Here is a 17,144-nt window from a genome sequence, read left to right on the forward strand (position 1 = left end):
GATTCATTGCTGCACCTCCTGATGAGCCGGATCTGCTTCAGTCCTGCTTACTTGCTGATAGGCATGCTTTAACCAAGCACCAGAAAAATATCGATGCCGAATCTTCTTGCGATCCCAGGTGTATACCAAATGCGCATCATCGCCAACTACAGTGATTAAGTAAGGGTATGAGAATTCTTTACGTTGAGCTTCAAGTATAGCTTCATCATCCTCTAATACCTCAATGGTTTGCCACTGCCCAGATTTGACATCGCTCATCAATAAGACCAAACGATAACGCCCATTTTCAGTATTGTTTAAAACCAAAATACGAGCGCCGCTTTTGAGAACAAGCCCAGCAACTGCAGAATTGGGATTGGCAATGGCCAAATCTTCTGACTGATGCCATGTTTGACCCGCATTTTCTGTATGACTAACCGGGATTTGCTTTGGCAACCCAGAGCTTCGTGTTTGCCGAAAATAAGCACTGGCATCTTGCGCATCATTTACAAATACGAGTGGCTGAATCGCACTGCGTCCAGAGCTCATACGACGTTTATCGATTACTTGACCCGCCTCTATTCTTAGAAACTCGCCAAAACGCCCTATCCATTCATGATAGGCTGGCAAGCCCAGTAGACCATCGGCGAACATCACATTAGGGGATTTCACGAGGGTACTTAAATTCAGTAAGGGGGAGCTAATGAGGCGTTGCGGCTTACTCCATGTCAAACCTTCATCATCCGATGTTATGGCAGAAATTGAACTACCTGCCCAACCGCCAATAGAGACGGTGACGAAGAACAATTGCAGACGACCATCGGCCAATCTGGCTGGTACAGGATTGCCTAACTTAGCGATATAACGTGAAAGCCCCTTCTCCGCACTAATGCGATCCATCACAACAATAGGCGCACTCCAGCTAGAAGACTTCAGGTCATATACGGAGCTGTAGATCGATACATCAGCAGCACCCTCGCGACTACCGGCAAACCAAAATGCTCTCACTGCACCATCTTTGAGAGCAATCATTGAAGCTGCATGGACTGAGGCAGCACCAGTATCAGGAAGCCAATGTGATTGCGGTATAGGAATGTTGATTTTGATGGGGCCTTTTGTCTTCGTTACTGCTGGCTCATCCAGAACTTCATCTACCTGGAAAGAAGGAGTAGCAAATGGCGCCCACACTGGGTGACTATCAATATGCAGAAAGCCAATCACTGCAGCAAGCAACAAAAAACAAAGGGCAATGACACGACTCATCTACAAACATCCTTTAAGTTCGATAAATCTGGGTTCGCTACCGGTGTAGAGATCAGGTACTCATTGACAAATAAATGTTTGCCAATCTGCCCCATCAACATTTCCTGAATTTCTTCATTAGAGTGACGGGCTCTCATCTCCATTCTTTGTCCAACAATCTGACAAGAATCACAGAGTGGAGGCTGAGCACCCAAAGAAGTATGTACCGCAACTAAAGGGTAGGCGGATGTCAGAGTTGCGACATCACTAGCATCTTTCGCTAAATAGCCATGCAGCTTTGCACCCGGCAGCAACAATCGATACTCCTCATCCTTGGCTCGATAGTCACAAGGAATCCAAACATCCCTGCCTTGCAACTGAGCAATCGTTTCTGCCGAGTAGCGCCCTAAGCGCCCTTCTAATGGAGCAAGACTACTAGTCAACCCGCAATAAACCAAAAAGCAGGCTGCCAAAGAAATGGTTTTAGTAAAACGCCGATTCAGTAAGCCAAGCAAGACCAGCAATATTCCTGCCGCCATGAGAATCCAATGACAATAGGAGTAAGTCCATGCGCCAGCATCACCCATAAATTGTGAGAACTGAAGATTGATACCAATCCATAGCAAGAGCGATAACACCAGTAATTGCAAAAGCAAGGCAATGCGGAAGCCCCATAAAGGCAACTTATCCCAATATAAGGCAATTAGCGCCGCAAACGCTGGCATCACTGGCAAAAGGTAACGACCTGAACGCTGACTAGGTAAGCTGAACACAATAAAGAACGCTGCTATCAAGAGCAGTAATAGAACCTCTTCTAAATTCAGAAAGCGACGTGCACGCCAGCATTGCATCAAACTCGATATCAACACAAAGCTAAATAAGCCTGCATTAGCAATCGTCGTCAAAATTAAAAGCCAAATGCTGTCTCCACCGCGCAGCAAATCCATTAAATAACTAGACTGGCGAGCAGCAAACTTACCGGCATTCTCGCCCAGTACAAATTCGTTCCAAACAGCTTCTGGATAGGGGTCCATGGCAAACCACAAGGCAAATACGCCTAGGGCAAGTACAGCAATCAGGATCAACTTATATAGGTCGCGGATAAGTGCCTGAGGAATACTCCACTGCCGCCAGCGCCAGTAATACAGTCCCAAAGCAAAAGTAGCAGGAACGATGTAGGCAAAAGATTTTGCAAATAGTGCAAGACCAAAACAAATCCCCGCCATCAATGGGAAAAAGAATTTAGATTCAAACGCACTCTTACCCCAATACAAAATCGCCATAAATGGTAGCGATACCCAAAATACTTCTGGGGGATCCGCTAAGAATGGTCGACCGTAGCGATAGGTTGCAAAAAAGGAAAGCCAAACTAATGCTGCCAATATTCCAGTTTGCGTTTTGCCACTGAAACGTCGGACTGCTAAAAATAAGAGAAATGCCGTAAGTGCGGTATATAAAACACTAGGCCAACGCAAATTTGCCAAACTCCATTCGCTTGCCCAATGCGTGCTAGCAATACCCTGCCAAAATATCAATGGCGGCTTAGTGTTTTTAATGCCATCCATTTCAGACTGCAGAGGCAGCCAATGGCTCGACTCCGCCGTCATGCGCACAATATGCATATAGGGGTACTCATCACCGTTTTTTGGCGCAAATCGGCTATCCAAACCATAAAGGTAGGTAAATACACCTAAAAGGAGTATCAATAAGGCGGAACGGTAAGAGAATGAAGCTCGCATGGCTATAGTTTATAGGGCTTATGGGAAACTCAATTAAAACCAAAGTTGGCCATATTTTCGAATGGGCTTATGAAAAATGAATCTGAAATGAATAACCCATTGCAACGCCTTCTTGATTAAGATGCTAAAAAAGCAATGTACAACTTATTACCCAGAAAATATTCCGAACGGAGATAGTCTTGATGCAAGCAAAGCATTTAAAACCCGCAATCCTTTTGTCCATTTATATTGCCATAAGTCATTGGAGCGGCTCCGCTCTTGCTCAAAACACTGATGCCAGTAATTTATACAAAAGTGGGCTAGCTGCTACTTGTGCAAACTGTCATGGAACAGATGGTAAGGGTGTGGTTGATGGTGGGATGCCGTTGATAAACAACCTTACTAGCGAACAAATACTGACTCAACTGAAAGCGTTTAAATCTGGTGCGCGTGAAGGCACCATCATGCCTCAACTAGCTAAAGGCTACTCAGACGAGCAACTCGAAACCATTGCCAATCAACTTGGCAAGAAACAATAAGGAAGCACATCATGGATCGTCGACACTTTATTGGGAATAGCGCAGCTGCCATCGGCTTACTTGCAGGCTTCTCTGGCCAAGCGAAGGCCAATTTACAAAAAGCAGAAATCCTTGTGATTGGCGGAGGGTATGGCGGTGCTACTGCTGCTAAATATTTACGCCTGTTCTCTAACAACACTGCTAAGGTGACATTGATTGAACCAAACCCTACGTTCATTTCCTGCCCGCTTTCAAACTTAGTTGTAGGTGGTTCACGCACCCTCTCTGATATCACCAGCTCTTATGACAACCTCAGCAAACGTCATGGGATCAAGATCATTCAGGATAGCGTCACCAGCATGGATCCTGATAAGAAAACAGTCAAACTCGCCTCTGGAAAAACCTTGCGCTACGATAAGGCTGTAGTTTCACCTGGCGTTACCTTGATGATGAATAGCATTGAGGGGCTTGCACAAGCCAATAAAGCTGGCGTCACACTCCAGGCCTGGAAAGCGGGTCCTGAAACTACCGCCTTACATAAACAACTCGCCTCTATGCGCGATGGTGGCACTTTTGCCATCAGCATTCCGGAAGCACCGTATCGCTGCCCTCCTGGTCCTTATGAGCGCGCTTGCCAAGTCGCAAACTATCTCAAGCACAATAAGCCAAAGTCTAAGGTGCTAATTCTGGATGCCAATCAAGATGTCACCTCAAAGGGCGCTCTATTCAAAAAAGTGTGGGCTGAGCAATATTCAGGATTGATTGAGTACTTACCAAAACACAATGTGGTGGCAGTAGATGCAAAAACCAAAATGGTTAAGCTTGAAGTTCAAGATGATATTAAGGCGGATGTTTTAAATCTATTGCCTGCAATGAGTGCTGGTGAGATTGCTGTTAAAACAGGCTTAGCTAACTCTAATGGTCGTTGGGTCAATGTAAATTTCCTAAACTTTGAATCCACCGCGCAAAAAGATATTCATGTTTTAGGAGATTCGATTCAAGTTGCCTATGCAATGCCCAAATCAGGTCATATGGCTAACCAACACGCCAAGGTAGCTGCTGCTGCCATTGTGGCAGAGCTGAGTAATTGGGAAGTTAACCCCGCACCAGTTCTCACCAATACCTGCTATAGCTTTGTAAATGACCGAGAAGTGGTTCACGTCGCTAGCGTCCACCAGTACATTGCTGCCGAAAAAACCTTCAAGCCAGTTCCAGGATCAGGAGGCCTCTCTCCAGCACCCTCCACTCTTGAAGGGGTATATGCCTGGGGCTGGGCTCACAATATTTGGGCAGACAGCCTGGGTTGATCTAAGTTAATACTTAAAAAAATGAGGCTGAGCGCTTCTTTTTTGTTTACATGGCCCTATAGATACCTATACTAAGTAAAACATATTAAATAAATCGGAGACTTTATGAGCATGACCCCTACTTCACCAAAGGATGCATCCAAACTAGAGAATGCCATTGAAAGATGGACTGTCCCCATTGGAAATTTATTTGTCTCTTTATTCCATCGGATTGCGCTATTCGGAATCGGTGCTGCAACCGTTTGGTCTGCGGCTGTTGCATTCTTGGGAATGGTCAACAAGGGCTCAGCTTCGATTGAAGATCTCCTCTTGCTTTTTATCTATCTCGAAATTGGCGCCATGGTTGGAATTTATTTCAAGACCAACCATATGCCAGTCCGCTTTTTGATCTATGTAGCGATCACTGCCGTTACTCGTCTCATCATTGACTTGGTTAATACCAAGCATGAGGCTGATATGCCCATCCTATTTATGGGGCTGACTATCCTCATTTTGGCCCTGGCTAATGCCGTCGTTCGTTACGCATCATTTAAATTTCCCAGCAGATCGGGCGAGAGTGAATAATGCTTTATAAGAGGGACTCTACTCTTCCCCCTTCACCCTCATCAAATTGATAGGGGTGAACGCCCCTATTTAAGCAGTTTCGAACGTAATCAATGCTCGCACGCAATGCATAGTAGTCATCAGACATACGTTGTGAAATATTGATATTTAAGGCCTGGTACTCGAGCAAATTGAGTCTTTTTAAATAATCATCGCGCTGTTCGTCGTTAAATCCATTGAGCAACTCTTGCTCTAAGTATTTTAAAGAGCCGTATAAACGATTAATCTTATTTTGCATTCTTCTGGCGCGATACCCAGGCAGCGCTTGCAAAATGGGATACCCTAAAACACAGAATGGCAACATTATAAAAATGAGGCGACTAATGAGCTCGGCTAGCCAAAAAGGAAAATAATTCACCAACAAAGGGTAATTATTTTTCTCGTAATGAATTGCAACAGGACTTTCAGGCAACATGGAATCCTTAAATGAGGGAAACTCTCCGCGCTCAGAAAAGAAAGATTCTTTGCCATTAATCTCTCTGGCAGCTTCCAAAAATAGAAATTGAATCGCCGGATGCATGCGATCATCAATCAATAGATTTGTTGTTGTTGCCAACAGCTTCATATCAGTTGATGGAAAGTTACGTGGCAAATTAAAAGCCCCTTGGGGGACATCCAAAATATTGAGATAAGGCATTAATTTGACATAGGCTGCTGCACGTTTAAAAGTGACTAAATGCAACGACTTATCGTTTAACAAGGCTTGCACATTGGGGGCATCATAGGAATCCACAATAAAGGTTCCATCTATCTCGCCCGCCTGGAGTGCTTTCACCGCATCATGCCCAGCAAGATTGAAAACTTGCACTCCTTTTTCATAGCCGGCGGCCTTCAGTATTTTGGTTGACTGAGCATAGGTACCACTACCCTCAATTCCCACAGAAATCTTTTTATTAGCAAAATGTTGAAGTACGACGCCAACCGAATCTGACTCGGTAGACTTTAGCTCCGAACCTCGATAAAAAAACCAAATCGGGTCATAGGCGATTGCGCCCAGAGACTGAATACCAGTCACCTCTTTGGCATGATCAACCCCAGCTTGAACAAAGGCTACTTGCACGGGGTCATTGCGATCCGATAATCGATCAATGTTTTCTTGTGCTCCCGTAGTTGCTACGAGCTCGAGAGTAATTCCCTTTGCCCTGAAAAACTCTACATACTTTTTCCCTAGGGCTTCGTATGAACTGCCTGATGAACCGGTGGCCATAAGGACATGTCTTGGGGGCGGTGGATCTGCATACCACCAGATCCCCATCAGTATTGCTAACAAGAGAATGAGGAGCGGCCAAGCCTCCTGTAGGAACTGAGTAAAGTCATCCCACTTCTCCCGAGCGCTCTCAGAAAGCCCTAGATACGTTTCTTGAATGTCTTGTTTAAAGCTTCCCATGTGCTACCGATCGACAAATATCATTAAAGCTAATGATAATAGGCTTATTCTGATTCTTTCAATTAGACTTTTAACACCCCGAAAACATGATAAATCTTAGAAAATCCCAAGATCGCGGCTATGCTGACCATGGCTGGCTTAAAAGCTTTCACTCTTTCTCATTTGCTGGCTACCACGACCCCCGTTTTATGGGCTGGGGAAATCTGCGCGTCATTAATGAGGATCGCGTGGCTGCAGGAATGGGTTTTGGCAAGCACAGCCATCGCAATATGGAAATTATTAGTTACGTACTATCTGGAGAGTTGGCGCACGAAGATAGTATGGGCAACGTCAAAGGCATTCCGCCAGGTGATGTCCAGCGCATGAGTGCTGGTAGTGGAGTTACTCATAGCGAGTTCAACCATGCCAAAGATCAAACTACTCATTTTTTACAGATCTGGATAGAGCCCAATGTATTAGAAATTGAGCCGAGCTATGAACAAAAATCCATTCCAGAAATAGAAAAAGATGGCAAGCTGCGCATCATTGCCTCCCCTACCGGAACTGATGGTGCTGTGAAAATTAATGCAGATGCCAAGGTATATGCTGGGCTCTTTGATCAGGGTCAATCATGCGAGCTAGCATTAGACCCCAATAGAAAGTTCTACGTTCACCTTATTCGTGGTTCACTTGATGTGAATGGCCACCTTTTAAATAGCGGTGATGCCCTCTTAATGCAAGAGGAAAACCAATTAGCACTCTCTGACGGAAAAAGCGCCGAAGTCTTGGTATTTGACCTCAGCGCTTAGCGTATTTCTCAAGGGCCAGAGTTAATCTAACTTAATTTTGGCCTTTTCAATCACTGTTTTCCAGCGAGCAATATCTGAAAAATACAGATCTGAAAATTGCTGAGTATTCATTGGGGCAATTTGCACTCCAGCCTTTTGAAAGCGGTCCTTCATCTCAGGGGTTTCTAGAATCTTCAAAATAGAGTTATTCAGCTCCTTGATGATTCCTTGAGGCGTTTTGGCAGGCACAAATACTCCCTGCCACAAAGCCATCTCGTAACCCTTAACGCCCGTTTCTTGAATCGTTACTAATTCTGGGGCGCCACTAAAACGATTTTTACTGGTGACAGCCAATGCCCTTACCTTGTCGCCTTTATACAAAGGGAGGCCTACTGGCATGCCTGCGAAATAAAAGTCGATCTGCCCGCCCATTAAGTCTGTAGCAGCGGGTGAGCCACCCTTATAGGGAATATGAATCGCTTGTAATCCAGTAGTGGCTAAAAATAATTCACCAGCCATATGATCGGAGTTACCAATTCCTGAAGAGCCAAAACTCAATTTACCTGGCTCGGCTTTAAGCATTGCCATTAAATCCGCAACGCTCTTGGCTGGTGAGTTGTTATTGACAATCAGAATATGAGGAGTTGCCGCGACCCCAACGACCGGCAATAAATCTTTTTGTCCATTGAACGGCAGTTTTGGATTGGCTGCCACATTAATAGCCAGTCCATTTTGTGCGAACAAGATGGTGTAGCCATCAGGGGCGCTTTTTGCCACCGCATCTGCTGCTAGGCTTCCTGCTGCGCCGCCACGATTCTCAACAATAATGGGCTGCTTTAAAGCAAGACTGAGATCATTGGCAATCATCCTGCCGACAATATCAGTAGAGCTTCCTGGCGCATAGCCAATCATCATTTTGATGGGTTTATCTGGGTAGGCAGCCCAGGCTGCCCCTGCAAATACTGGAACAACCGCCGGAACAACTACCGCACTTATTACTATGTTTTTTATTAGTTTTTTAAACATATGTCTCCTCCAGTAAGTTAGTATTTTTTTAAAACGTTAAAGCGGGGATGCCGCATTCCTGAGCGCAAGCGTTCAATGCCTCTAGCAGCTCGGGCGAGACAGGGATACCCCTTTCACTTCTCTCTGCCATTGTTTTTGCTGCGCCTTCACCTGGCACACGAATCTCTTTAACGCCAGGCAATGTTGATGAATTTTTCAAATCATTCACTAAAGCAATTACCCTGTTAATAAACTCTTCCGTGTTTCCAAACGCACTTGGATCGACTGCAATAATCGTTTGCCCCGTGTTTGTAACCAAGTCGTGGTGAGCATTGAAATCAATTGTTCCTTTGCCAACTGCTGCATTATTAAGTGCGCCTGCAAGCAAGCCAATCATGACTGCTAAGCCATAACCCTTATATCCACCAATGGGCAATAAAGATCCTTCGGCAGATTTTTTAGGATCCGTTATTGGCTTGCCCTGGCGATCAATCATCCAATCATCTGGAATGGACTCCCCCTTTTGCGCAGCTACTTTTACTTTGCCGTAGGCCGCTACAGTAGTTGCAATATCCAAAAGCACTGTTGGCCCATCGCCTGCTGGAACTGCAATTGCAATTGGATTGGTTGACAACAATAAGTCAATGCCACCCCATGGCGCCATATGATTTGCGTTACCAACAGCCATATAAATACCGATATAACCCTGCTCTGCTAGCTTACGAACATATACCGAAGCAGCTCCTGAATGATTGCCGTAATGACTACCAATCCAACATACGCTGTGCTGCTTCACTTTTTCGATAGCGAGGTCTACAGCTCTATTCATAACCAAATGCCCTAAGGCATTGTCACCATTAATCAACGCAGTTGCACCCTGCTCACGCTCAATATGAATATTGGGATTCAAATTCACGCCACCTGCCCGAATTCTTTTTAAATAAGATGGCAAACGGAAAATTCCATGACCATCCGCGCCAACGAGATCAGACTGCACCATCAGATTGGCAATGATGTCTGCATCACTTGCAGGAACTTTTTCCGCTTGAAGTGCGCTCGAGATAAAACGCTCTGCACCACTTATAGATAAATAGTTCATTGTGATTTAAGCCTCTGAGCTTGCTTTAAATTCCATGCTGTAAACATATTTATTCTCCGGATGATGCGTTACCGTAACTTCAAATAATTTATCCTGATCATCAAAATAGCGACGAATAATGACTAGACATGCAGTGTCAGGCTTGATGTGGAGTTTTTCCGCAATTTCTGGCGACACTTGAGAGGCATATACATCTACCTCCGCCCTCTCGATCCGAGCGCCATATTTTTCCTCAATCTGCTCGTACACCATTACTTGGGTATGTTCTGGATCTTTTGTCAACGAAGCAAACTGGGGCAATATATAAATATCCGTCCAGGCTATGACCTCCTCCGCCTGCTGACGCTTTCGAATTCCGCCAATGTGATACCAAGATGATCCAATTGGCGCACCAACAATCTGACTTAGAGACTTATTTAGCTCAATAAATTCTTCGACTATGTTCTGTCGATAGGTATCCCGTGAATAACTCAGGATATCAATTGGAGAGTTATAGCTTTGGGTGAAACGACGTAAGCGCTGTCTAGACACCACTTTTGTAGGCGCGCCTTGATGGCGATAAATAAGGCCATTAGCCTCCAGAATTTGTAGTGCATGCCGTAATGTATGCCGGCTAGACTGAAAATCTCGACAAAGATCCGTCTCGGCAGGCAAGACGGATCCCACTGGCCAATCACCGTTATAAATACGCTGCTCTAGCGTTTTGGCTAGAGACTTATATAACGGTGATCGTTCACTCAATTTAAGAAAGTCCAAACATTTTTTTACCAGCAACTGGCAGATGTGCTTTCAGAATATCGCCAGATAAAGACTCGGTAATGTAGAGATCTTTTCCGTCCGCCCCACCAAAACACATATTAGCCAAATGATGGTGATGTGGGTTCTCAGAGTAGATCAAGTGGGTTGGTAACATATTGTTATCAAATCTCCAGATTCCAATACCAAGATGACATACCAACAAACCATTTTCTGAATCCATTTCAATACCATCTGGACCTGCAACACCACCTGTTAACTGTATTGCTAAACCCGTCTTGGAAACAGAGCCATCAGCCATCAAAGGCAATCTCCAGATTTGCTGAGATCTAGTGGCTGCGACGAATACATGCTTTTCTTGAGTGTTCAAAGTAATGCCGTTTGGGCTTGGCACATTAAGCGCCAAACGATCCAGTTGCCCATTGGCACGCAATCTAAACACGCGACCAGTTGGGTCAGCAATACCGGTCTGACCTTGATCTGTGAAATACAAATCGCCATTCGAGGCAAAGTGTAGATCGTTCAAACCTTTAAAGTTTTCGCTATACATTGATCCTAAGATAGTTTCAATTTTTCCAGTTTTTGGATCTAGCGCCAGCAAACCTGCTTTGTAGTCGCAAATAAAAGCACGACCATCTTTATGAAACTTCATGCCGTTTGGCCAACCATCATATTGAGTAATTAGCTCCCACTCGCCCTTGGTGTCAATGCGGAAAATGCGACCAAAGGGAATGTCAACAAACCATAAATTACCTTCACGATCGAATGAAGGTCCCTCTAAAAAGCACTCAACCTCTGCACCTTGACGATTAGGATCGGACCATCCGGTACGGGATTTTTTGCGAAACTTCTCTGGCATAGTTGAAAACACTTCCGTTTTAATTTTCTCAACGGGCTGGAAAGGGTTGTGCATCGTCATGGGGGGATCTCCTAGGGTAAGTTATACGGATAAGTATGTTTTATTATTAAACAATTAAACCATAAATAATGATAACCTTAAGTCCTTGTTGATAAAAATTAATTTAAGCTGTTTATAACTTAACCGAATAGGTTGAAAAATATGAAATCTGTAGCTGTTATTGGAACTGGAATCATGGGTGCTGGCATTGCAGCCGGCTTTATTGCCCAAAACATACCCGTAGTGATTCTGGGGAGATCAAAAGACAAGGCTGACGCCTGCTTGGATAAAGCCATCAGCCTTGCAAAAAAAATAGGTATGGTTGGAGACAATGCTGCTAAAGATGATGCTGACATAAAGAAGCAGCAATTCATTGGGGTCCTAGAGGATTGGCAGGACTGGAATCAATTCTCCTGGGTGATTGAGACTGTTGCCGAGAACTTAGAACTAAAACAAAAAGTTTTCCAACACCTTGATCAAGTGGTGCCACTAGATATTCCTATTGGCAGCAATAGCTCAGGCTTCCCCATCAGCAAAATTGCAGAAGGCCTCAAAACTGCAAACCGTATGATGGGTGCGCACTATTTCATGCCCGCAGAAGTTGTTCCTCTGGTTGAGATTGTTATGGGACAAAAAACAGAGCTCAAATATGCGGAGCAAGCTTGCGAACTGTATCGGGCTATCGAAAAGAAGCCCGTCCTGGTAAAGAAGGATATTCCTGGATTTTTAGCGAACCGTATTCAACATGCTTTGATGAGAGAAGCGCTCTCGCTCGTACAAGAGGGAATTGCTACGCCAGCCGATATTGATGATGCGGTGAGATATAGCTTTGGCTTCCGTTACGCCGCTGTAGGCCCGATGACACAAAAAGAAATTTCAGGCTGGGATGGAATGGCGAATGCCGCTAAGGAAATTTATCCTTCGCTTTCTAATATCACTGCCCTACCTCCAAAAGTAGTGCAACTCATGGCCGATGGGAAAACAGGTATGAAAGCTGGGGAAGGATTTAGGAAGTGGACCCCGGAAGAAATCAAAACTGTTTCCGACTCCTACTCTCGTAGGTTGAAGGCTGCTTTTGACGTTCTCAATATTGAATGATTGAGTAATCTTGAGCTACAGCATCTTTCACAAGATCGAGGTTGGGAGTAATCCCGATGCCAATAGAGCTCAATTGAGCGATATCAAGATGGCCATGCGTTGCCGTTAATGGACGATCGCAGATATCAAAGCGTAGATATTGATTTGACATGCTAAATCCCCAAGGCACATCTCCTATCGCAAAACCGATGGATGCTGTTGCAGCCCCCGCTAGAGATGTTTCTGCTACTTTGCAAGCTAAGTTGAGTTTTAGATTATTTGCTCGCAAGGTTTGTGCGCTTTTGCAGGCCGCCAGTACACCGCCAGTTTTAATAAGTTTTAGACTAGCGCCATCAAGGGCCTTAGCTTTCACAAATTCCTCTATCTCATCTGTGCCATGGATAGATTCATCCAAGCCAATTGGAATTGGGGATTGCTGCTTGAGCAAGACGAAATCAGCCATTGCAGAATCTGCGTTAATCAGCTGTTCAGCAAATGACAGTTTGCACGCCTGCTTTGAGGTGCAAAACTGTATAGCCCCTTCTAATGACATGGCACCGTTAGCATCCACTGAAATGACGTCGCCCTCTAGCAGATCTGAGAGCGCCTTGACTCGACGTAAATCCTCTTCAACTGATAAAGAACCAATCTTTATTTTCCAATGCTTAAATCCTGCTTCACGAAATAATTTAGCGTCAGCGATTTCTTTTTCCAATGAACCGCCAAGCATGCGCAGCAAGGGAATCTGGGCCACTTCCGGTGAAGCAACGCCTACAGCAAATGAGCGCAAATATTTCCATAGCGCGATCGAATTTTTCTGTGTATACAGATCAAGTAATGCCATCTCCAAACAAGACTTAGCTGATGGATTGCCATACAAAATTGCATCAAATAGTTTAGAAAAATCCTTAGGATCACCCCACTCAATTGCACGTGCTTTTTCCACCAAATACTTTACGCTCGCTAATAGGCTCTCGAGAGTCTCACCAGTCATGAGGGGTGCAACAGATGCCTCACCCCAACCTTGGCGACCCTCTTCATCGGTGAGGCAAAGCAATACAGTTTTGGCATCCACAATCACTTCTTTAGCCATCTTGATTGGCTCAATGAGTGGAATTGAAAGCGGGAAGATGGTTGCCTGAGTGATTTTCATTTTTTTACACAACATTTACATAAGAATAAACAATAAGAATACGGAGAACATTACATGAGAAAAATCTTTATTGCATTATCGCTAGTTAGCATTGGCTTTACCAACAGCATACAGGCGCAGAGCTACCCCACTCAACCCATCAAGCTAATCGTTCCATTTGCTGCGGGTGGGCCTTCTGATGTTTTGGCGAGAGGTTTTACTCCCAAACTTGGCGAAAACCTTGGTCAACCTATCATTATTGAAAACAAGCCGGGCGCAGGTGCCAATCTTGCCGCTGAGTATGTAGCCAATTCCAAACCCGATGGCTACACCCTTTTTCTGATGATGGTAGGTACCCAAGCCATTAACGAAACGCTTTACAAAAAACTGAATTACAACCTCGTTAAAGATTTTGCTCCTGTAAGCTTGGTCGCATCTTCATCGCTATTATTTGTGGCTAACCCATCGGCACCTTTCAAAACAATTCCAGAACTCATTGCCTACGCGAAAGCTAATCCCAATAAAGTAAGCTTTGCCTCATCAGGTGCTGGGACACCACTTCACCTAGGTGGCGAACTATTTAATACGCAAGCGGGAACCGATATTCTGCATGTGCCTTATAAGGGCGCCGCACCAGCATTAACTGATGTACTTGGTGGTCAAATTGAAACTGCGCTTGTTGGTACGCCTGCAGCTTTACCCTATGTGCGTTCTGGAAAATTGATCCCACTAGGAATTACCAGTCTTAAACGCTCTCCAAGCGCCCCAGAAATTCCAGCGATTTCAGAGTACCTACCTAAATTTGAAGTTGAGCTTGTATACGCAATCGTTGCACCAGCACGGACACCAAAAGTGATTGTCGACAAACTGAATGCACAACTCATCAGTGTGCTTAACAATCCAGAAATCAAAGCGCAAATTAATGGAAAGGGCTTTGAAGTGGTCACCAGTACCCCAAACTATTTGGGTGACTACATTAAGTCCGAAGTGGCTAAGTGGGCCCCTATTGTTAAGAAATCTGGCGCAACTGCTGAATAATTAAACTATTGAATCGAAAGAAACCGATGATTGAGATCTCTGAAAAAAAACTGGCTGGCCCTATTATTCGTCTGCATCCTAATGACAATATTGTGGTCGCACGGGTTGATGTTGGAATTGGTGCTGAAGTTCCTAGCGAGAACTTTACAAGTCGCAGCCAAGTGCCTGCTGGCTACAAAATTGCTACCAAAAAGATCCTCAAGGGCGAGCCAATTCTGAAATACAACGTCACGGTAGGTTTTGCGAATACCGACATTGAACCCGGCACGATGGTACATAGCCACAATACCGAGTTTCGCGAGTTTGATCGTGACTATGCTTATGCAAGCGAATATAAGCCGACCCAATTATTACCTGAAGATCAGCGCGCTACATTTCAGGGTTATGTCAGACCCAATGGAAAAGTAGGAACACGTAATTTCATCGGCATCCTATCGACAGTAAATTGTTCGGCAACTGTTGTGAACAAAATTGCAGATTGGTTTACCCCTGAAAGATTGAAAGATTTTCCTAATGTAGATGGAGTCGTAGCGTTTAGTCATGACATCGGCTGTGGCATGGAGATGAGTGGTGAGCCGATGCAATTACTTCGCCGCACTATGGCTGGATATGCTCGTCACCCCAACCTAGCGGCTGCTCTAATTGTGGGTCTTGGTTGCGAGCGCAATCAATTAAAAGGTTTGATGGAGCAGGAGGACCTGGCCGAAGGCAATACTCTGTATACCTTCATCATGCAAGAATCGGGTGGTACGCGCAAAACTATTGAGGCTGGCATCGAAGCTGTCAAAGCACTTCTGCCTGCGGCTAATCAAGTAAAACGGGAAACGGTATCAGCAAGTCACCTGACTGTTGGCTTGCAGTGTGGTGGTTCCGATGGCTTTTCATCAATTACAGCCAATCCTGCACTAGGTGCTGCGATTGATATTTTGTCCCGTCATGGTGGCACTGGCATTCTTTCGGAAACCCCAGAGATTTATGGTGTAGAGCACACCCTTACCCGCCGCGCTGTTAGCAAAGAAGTGGGTGAAAAGCTCATTAAGCGAATTCGCTGGTGGAAGGATGAATACTCTGTTGGTAGAGATGTGCAAATTAACGGGCAAGTAAGTCCCGGCAATCAAATTGGTGGTTTAGCGAATATTTTTGAGAAGTCCCTAGGCTCCTCCATGAAGGGTGGCACTGGTCCTCTAATGGAAGTCTATAAGTACGCAGAGCCAGTGAGCACTAAAGGCTTTGTATTTATGGATACCCCGGGATTTGACCCCGTATCCGCCACTGGCCAGATCGCTGGCGGCGCTAATCTGATTGCCTTTACCACCGGTCGTGGATCCATGTTCGGCTCTAAGCCTGCGCCCTGCATCAAATTAGCCACCAATACGCCAATGTACCAGCGCCTTACTGAAGATATGGACATTAATTGCGGTGAGATTTTGGATGGCACCGTCTCCGTTCAGGAGATGGGTCAGCGGATATTTGAGTTATTCCTGCGTACTGCCTCCGGGGAGGCCTCCAAAAGCGAACTTCTTGGCCTAGGAGATTATGAATTTGTTCCATGGCAAATTGGGGTAATGAGCTAAGAGAACTGTAGAATCAATCCTATTAGCTTAACCTAGACAGAAACCGAACTGAAACAGGCTTATGAAATTTAGGGATTACTACGAAACTCTTGGCGTAGCTCGTGGCGCCACTGAAGCTGAGATTAAATCAGCCTATCGCAAGATGGCGCGCAAGTTCCATCCGGATGTTAATAAAGAGCCTGGTGCTGAAGAACAATTCAAGCAAATCGGCGAAGCTTATGCAGTATTAAAGGACACTGAGAAACGCGCAGCCTACGATCGCTTTGGCGAGAACTGGAAAAACGGTCAAGACTTTACCCCTCCGCCAAATTGGAATGAAGGCTTTGAATATTCTGATGACGGCTTTGGCGGTGGTCATCCAGGTTACGGTGGCGGTTTTGAAGGTGATCAAAGCGAATTCTTTGAATCTCTGTTTGGTCGCGGCAAACATCGCCAAGGTGGTCGTGGTGGCAATCCTCGCCAGGGTATGAATTTCAAAGGCCAAGATCATCACGCCAAAATTTTGATTGATCTCGCAGATGCCTATAACGGAGCTAAGCGCACTATTGCATTACATATGCCCGTGCAAGATGCAAGCGGCCACGTCAGTACCCAAGAACGCAAGTTAGATGTCAGCATCCCTAAAGGCATTAAGGCTGGCCAAAATCTGCGACTCTCTGGACAAGGTGGCCCTGGTGTTGGCGAGGGCCCTGCTGGTGACCTCTATCTCGAAATTGAATTTCATCCTAACGCTATTTATCGCGTAGAAGGCAAAGATGTCTTCATCGATATTCCTTTGGCGCCGTGGGAAGCGGCACTGGGTACTACCGTCAACGTCCCCACTCCTGCAGGCAGTACTTTAGAATTGAAGATCCCCGCCGGAACTGTTGCTGGTCGGAAGATGCGCCTTAAAGGTAAAGGCATACCAAGTTCAGAGCCAGGTGATTTATATGCGGTACCTTCTATCGCCTTGCCTCCTGCTGATACTGAATCACAAAAAGAAGCTTATCAAGCCTTTGAGAAGGCTTTTGATTTCAACCCTAGAACACACTTGAAGGGATGATT

Annotated in this window: 16 protein-coding genes; 8 read left to right on the plus strand and 8 right to left on the minus strand. The window is 45.1% G+C overall.

The window, feature by feature from the left end; genetic code table 11:
- Positions 1-3: 3 nt before the first annotated feature.
- Both ICN44_RS00915 and ICN44_RS00920 read right to left on the minus strand, forming a co-directional pair.
- Entirely contained in the window at positions 4-1,242 is a 1,239-nt protein-coding gene (locus tag ICN44_RS00915; RefSeq protein ID WP_216262108.1) for an exo-alpha-sialidase, read from the minus strand.
- Entirely contained in the window at positions 1,239-2,960 is a 1,722-nt protein-coding gene (locus ICN44_RS00920) for a glycosyltransferase family 39 protein (RefSeq protein WP_216262110.1), read from the minus strand. The genes ICN44_RS00915 and ICN44_RS00920 overlap by 4 nt, the downstream gene beginning before the upstream one ends.
- A 182-nt stretch (positions 2,961-3,142) precedes the next feature.
- Here ICN44_RS00920 and ICN44_RS00925 point away from each other — a divergent pair, with 182 nt between their 5' ends.
- The 3 genes from ICN44_RS00925 to ICN44_RS00935 all read left to right on the plus strand — a co-directional run bounded on the left by ICN44_RS00925 (position 3,143) and on the right by ICN44_RS00935 (position 5,328).
- Positions 3,143-3,478 carry a c-type cytochrome gene (locus tag ICN44_RS00925; protein WP_216262112.1) on the plus strand — a complete coding sequence of 112 codons (336 nt, stop codon included), beginning with the start codon at positions 3,143-3,145 and terminating at the stop codon, positions 3,476-3,478.
- An 11-nt stretch (positions 3,479-3,489) separates the two neighbouring features.
- Positions 3,490-4,764: an NAD(P)/FAD-dependent oxidoreductase gene (locus ICN44_RS00930; protein ID WP_216262114.1), complete on the plus strand. Its 1,275-nt coding sequence runs from the start codon at positions 3,490-3,492 to the stop codon at positions 4,762-4,764.
- 105 nt (positions 4,765-4,869) lie between these two features.
- Positions 4,870-5,328, plus strand: coding sequence for a phosphate-starvation-inducible protein PsiE (locus tag ICN44_RS00935; RefSeq protein ID WP_216262116.1), 459 nt, complete (start codon positions 4,870-4,872; stop codon positions 5,326-5,328).
- 4 nt (positions 5,329-5,332) lie between these two features.
- Here ICN44_RS00935 and ICN44_RS00940 read toward each other — a convergent pair whose 3' ends face one another.
- Positions 5,333-6,754, minus strand: a complete 1,422-nt coding sequence (locus ICN44_RS00940) for a TAXI family TRAP transporter solute-binding subunit (RefSeq protein ID WP_216262119.1) — start codon at positions 6,752-6,754, stop codon at positions 5,333-5,335.
- A gap of 86 nt (positions 6,755-6,840) precedes the next feature.
- Here ICN44_RS00940 and ICN44_RS00945 point away from each other — a divergent pair, with 86 nt between their 5' ends.
- Entirely contained in the window at positions 6,841-7,542 is a 702-nt protein-coding gene (locus tag ICN44_RS00945; RefSeq protein ID WP_216262121.1) for a pirin family protein, read from the plus strand.
- A 21-nt stretch (positions 7,543-7,563) separates the two neighbouring features.
- On the opposite strand, the gene ICN44_RS00950 is transcribed toward ICN44_RS00945, so the two are convergent.
- The 4 genes from ICN44_RS00950 to ICN44_RS00965 are packed head-to-tail and all read right to left on the minus strand — an operon-like array spanning position 7,564 to position 11,300.
- A complete protein-coding gene (locus ICN44_RS00950; RefSeq protein ID WP_216262122.1) occupies positions 7,564-8,547 on the minus strand; it encodes a tripartite tricarboxylate transporter substrate binding protein in 984 nt (327 codons plus the stop codon).
- A gap of 28 nt (positions 8,548-8,575) precedes the next feature.
- The gene (locus tag ICN44_RS00955; protein ID WP_216262123.1) at positions 8,576-9,625 is read right to left on the minus strand and encodes an Ldh family oxidoreductase; all 1,050 of its coding nucleotides are present in this window, start codon (positions 9,623-9,625) and stop codon (positions 8,576-8,578) included.
- A gap of 6 nt (positions 9,626-9,631) precedes the next feature.
- Complete coding sequence (locus tag ICN44_RS00960; RefSeq protein WP_216262124.1) at positions 9,632-10,366, minus strand: GntR family transcriptional regulator; 735 nt, start codon at positions 10,364-10,366, stop codon at positions 9,632-9,634.
- A 1-nt stretch (position 10,367) separates the two neighbouring features.
- Positions 10,368-11,300 (minus strand): SMP-30/gluconolactonase/LRE family protein, encoded by a 933-nt coding sequence (locus tag ICN44_RS00965; RefSeq protein ID WP_255537313.1) that lies wholly within the window; start codon positions 11,298-11,300, stop codon positions 10,368-10,370.
- Between the two features lie 141 nt (positions 11,301-11,441).
- Between ICN44_RS00965 and ICN44_RS00970 the strand changes: the two genes are divergently transcribed.
- Positions 11,442-12,377 carry a 3-hydroxyacyl-CoA dehydrogenase family protein gene (locus ICN44_RS00970; RefSeq protein ID WP_216262125.1) on the plus strand — a complete coding sequence of 312 codons (936 nt, stop codon included), beginning with the start codon at positions 11,442-11,444 and terminating at the stop codon, positions 12,375-12,377.
- On the opposite strand, the gene ICN44_RS00975 is transcribed toward ICN44_RS00970, so the two are convergent.
- Entirely contained in the window at positions 12,364-13,509 is a 1,146-nt protein-coding gene (locus ICN44_RS00975; protein ID WP_216262126.1) for a mandelate racemase/muconate lactonizing enzyme family protein, read from the minus strand. The genes ICN44_RS00970 and ICN44_RS00975 overlap by 14 nt on opposite strands.
- 54 nt (positions 13,510-13,563) lie before the next feature.
- Between ICN44_RS00975 and ICN44_RS00980 the strand changes: the two genes are divergently transcribed.
- The 3 genes from ICN44_RS00980 (at position 13,564) to ICN44_RS00990 (ending at position 17,142) form a co-directional block, all read left to right on the plus strand.
- Complete coding sequence (locus tag ICN44_RS00980; protein ID WP_216262127.1) at positions 13,564-14,526, plus strand: tripartite tricarboxylate transporter substrate binding protein; 963 nt, start codon at positions 13,564-13,566, stop codon at positions 14,524-14,526.
- A gap of 26 nt (positions 14,527-14,552) precedes the next feature.
- On the plus strand, positions 14,553-16,100 hold the full coding sequence (locus tag ICN44_RS00985) for a UxaA family hydrolase (RefSeq protein ID WP_216262640.1): 1,548 nt from the start codon (positions 14,553-14,555) through the stop codon (positions 16,098-16,100).
- 61 nt (positions 16,101-16,161) lie between these two features.
- Complete coding sequence (locus ICN44_RS00990) at positions 16,162-17,142, plus strand: DnaJ C-terminal domain-containing protein (protein ID WP_216262130.1); 981 nt, start codon at positions 16,162-16,164, stop codon at positions 17,140-17,142.
- The last annotated feature ends 2 nt before the right edge of the window (positions 17,143-17,144 follow it).

This window comes from Polynucleobacter sp. JS-Fieb-80-E5, from assembly GCF_018882015.1.
Classification (GTDB): domain Bacteria; phylum Pseudomonadota; class Gammaproteobacteria; order Burkholderiales; family Burkholderiaceae; genus Polynucleobacter.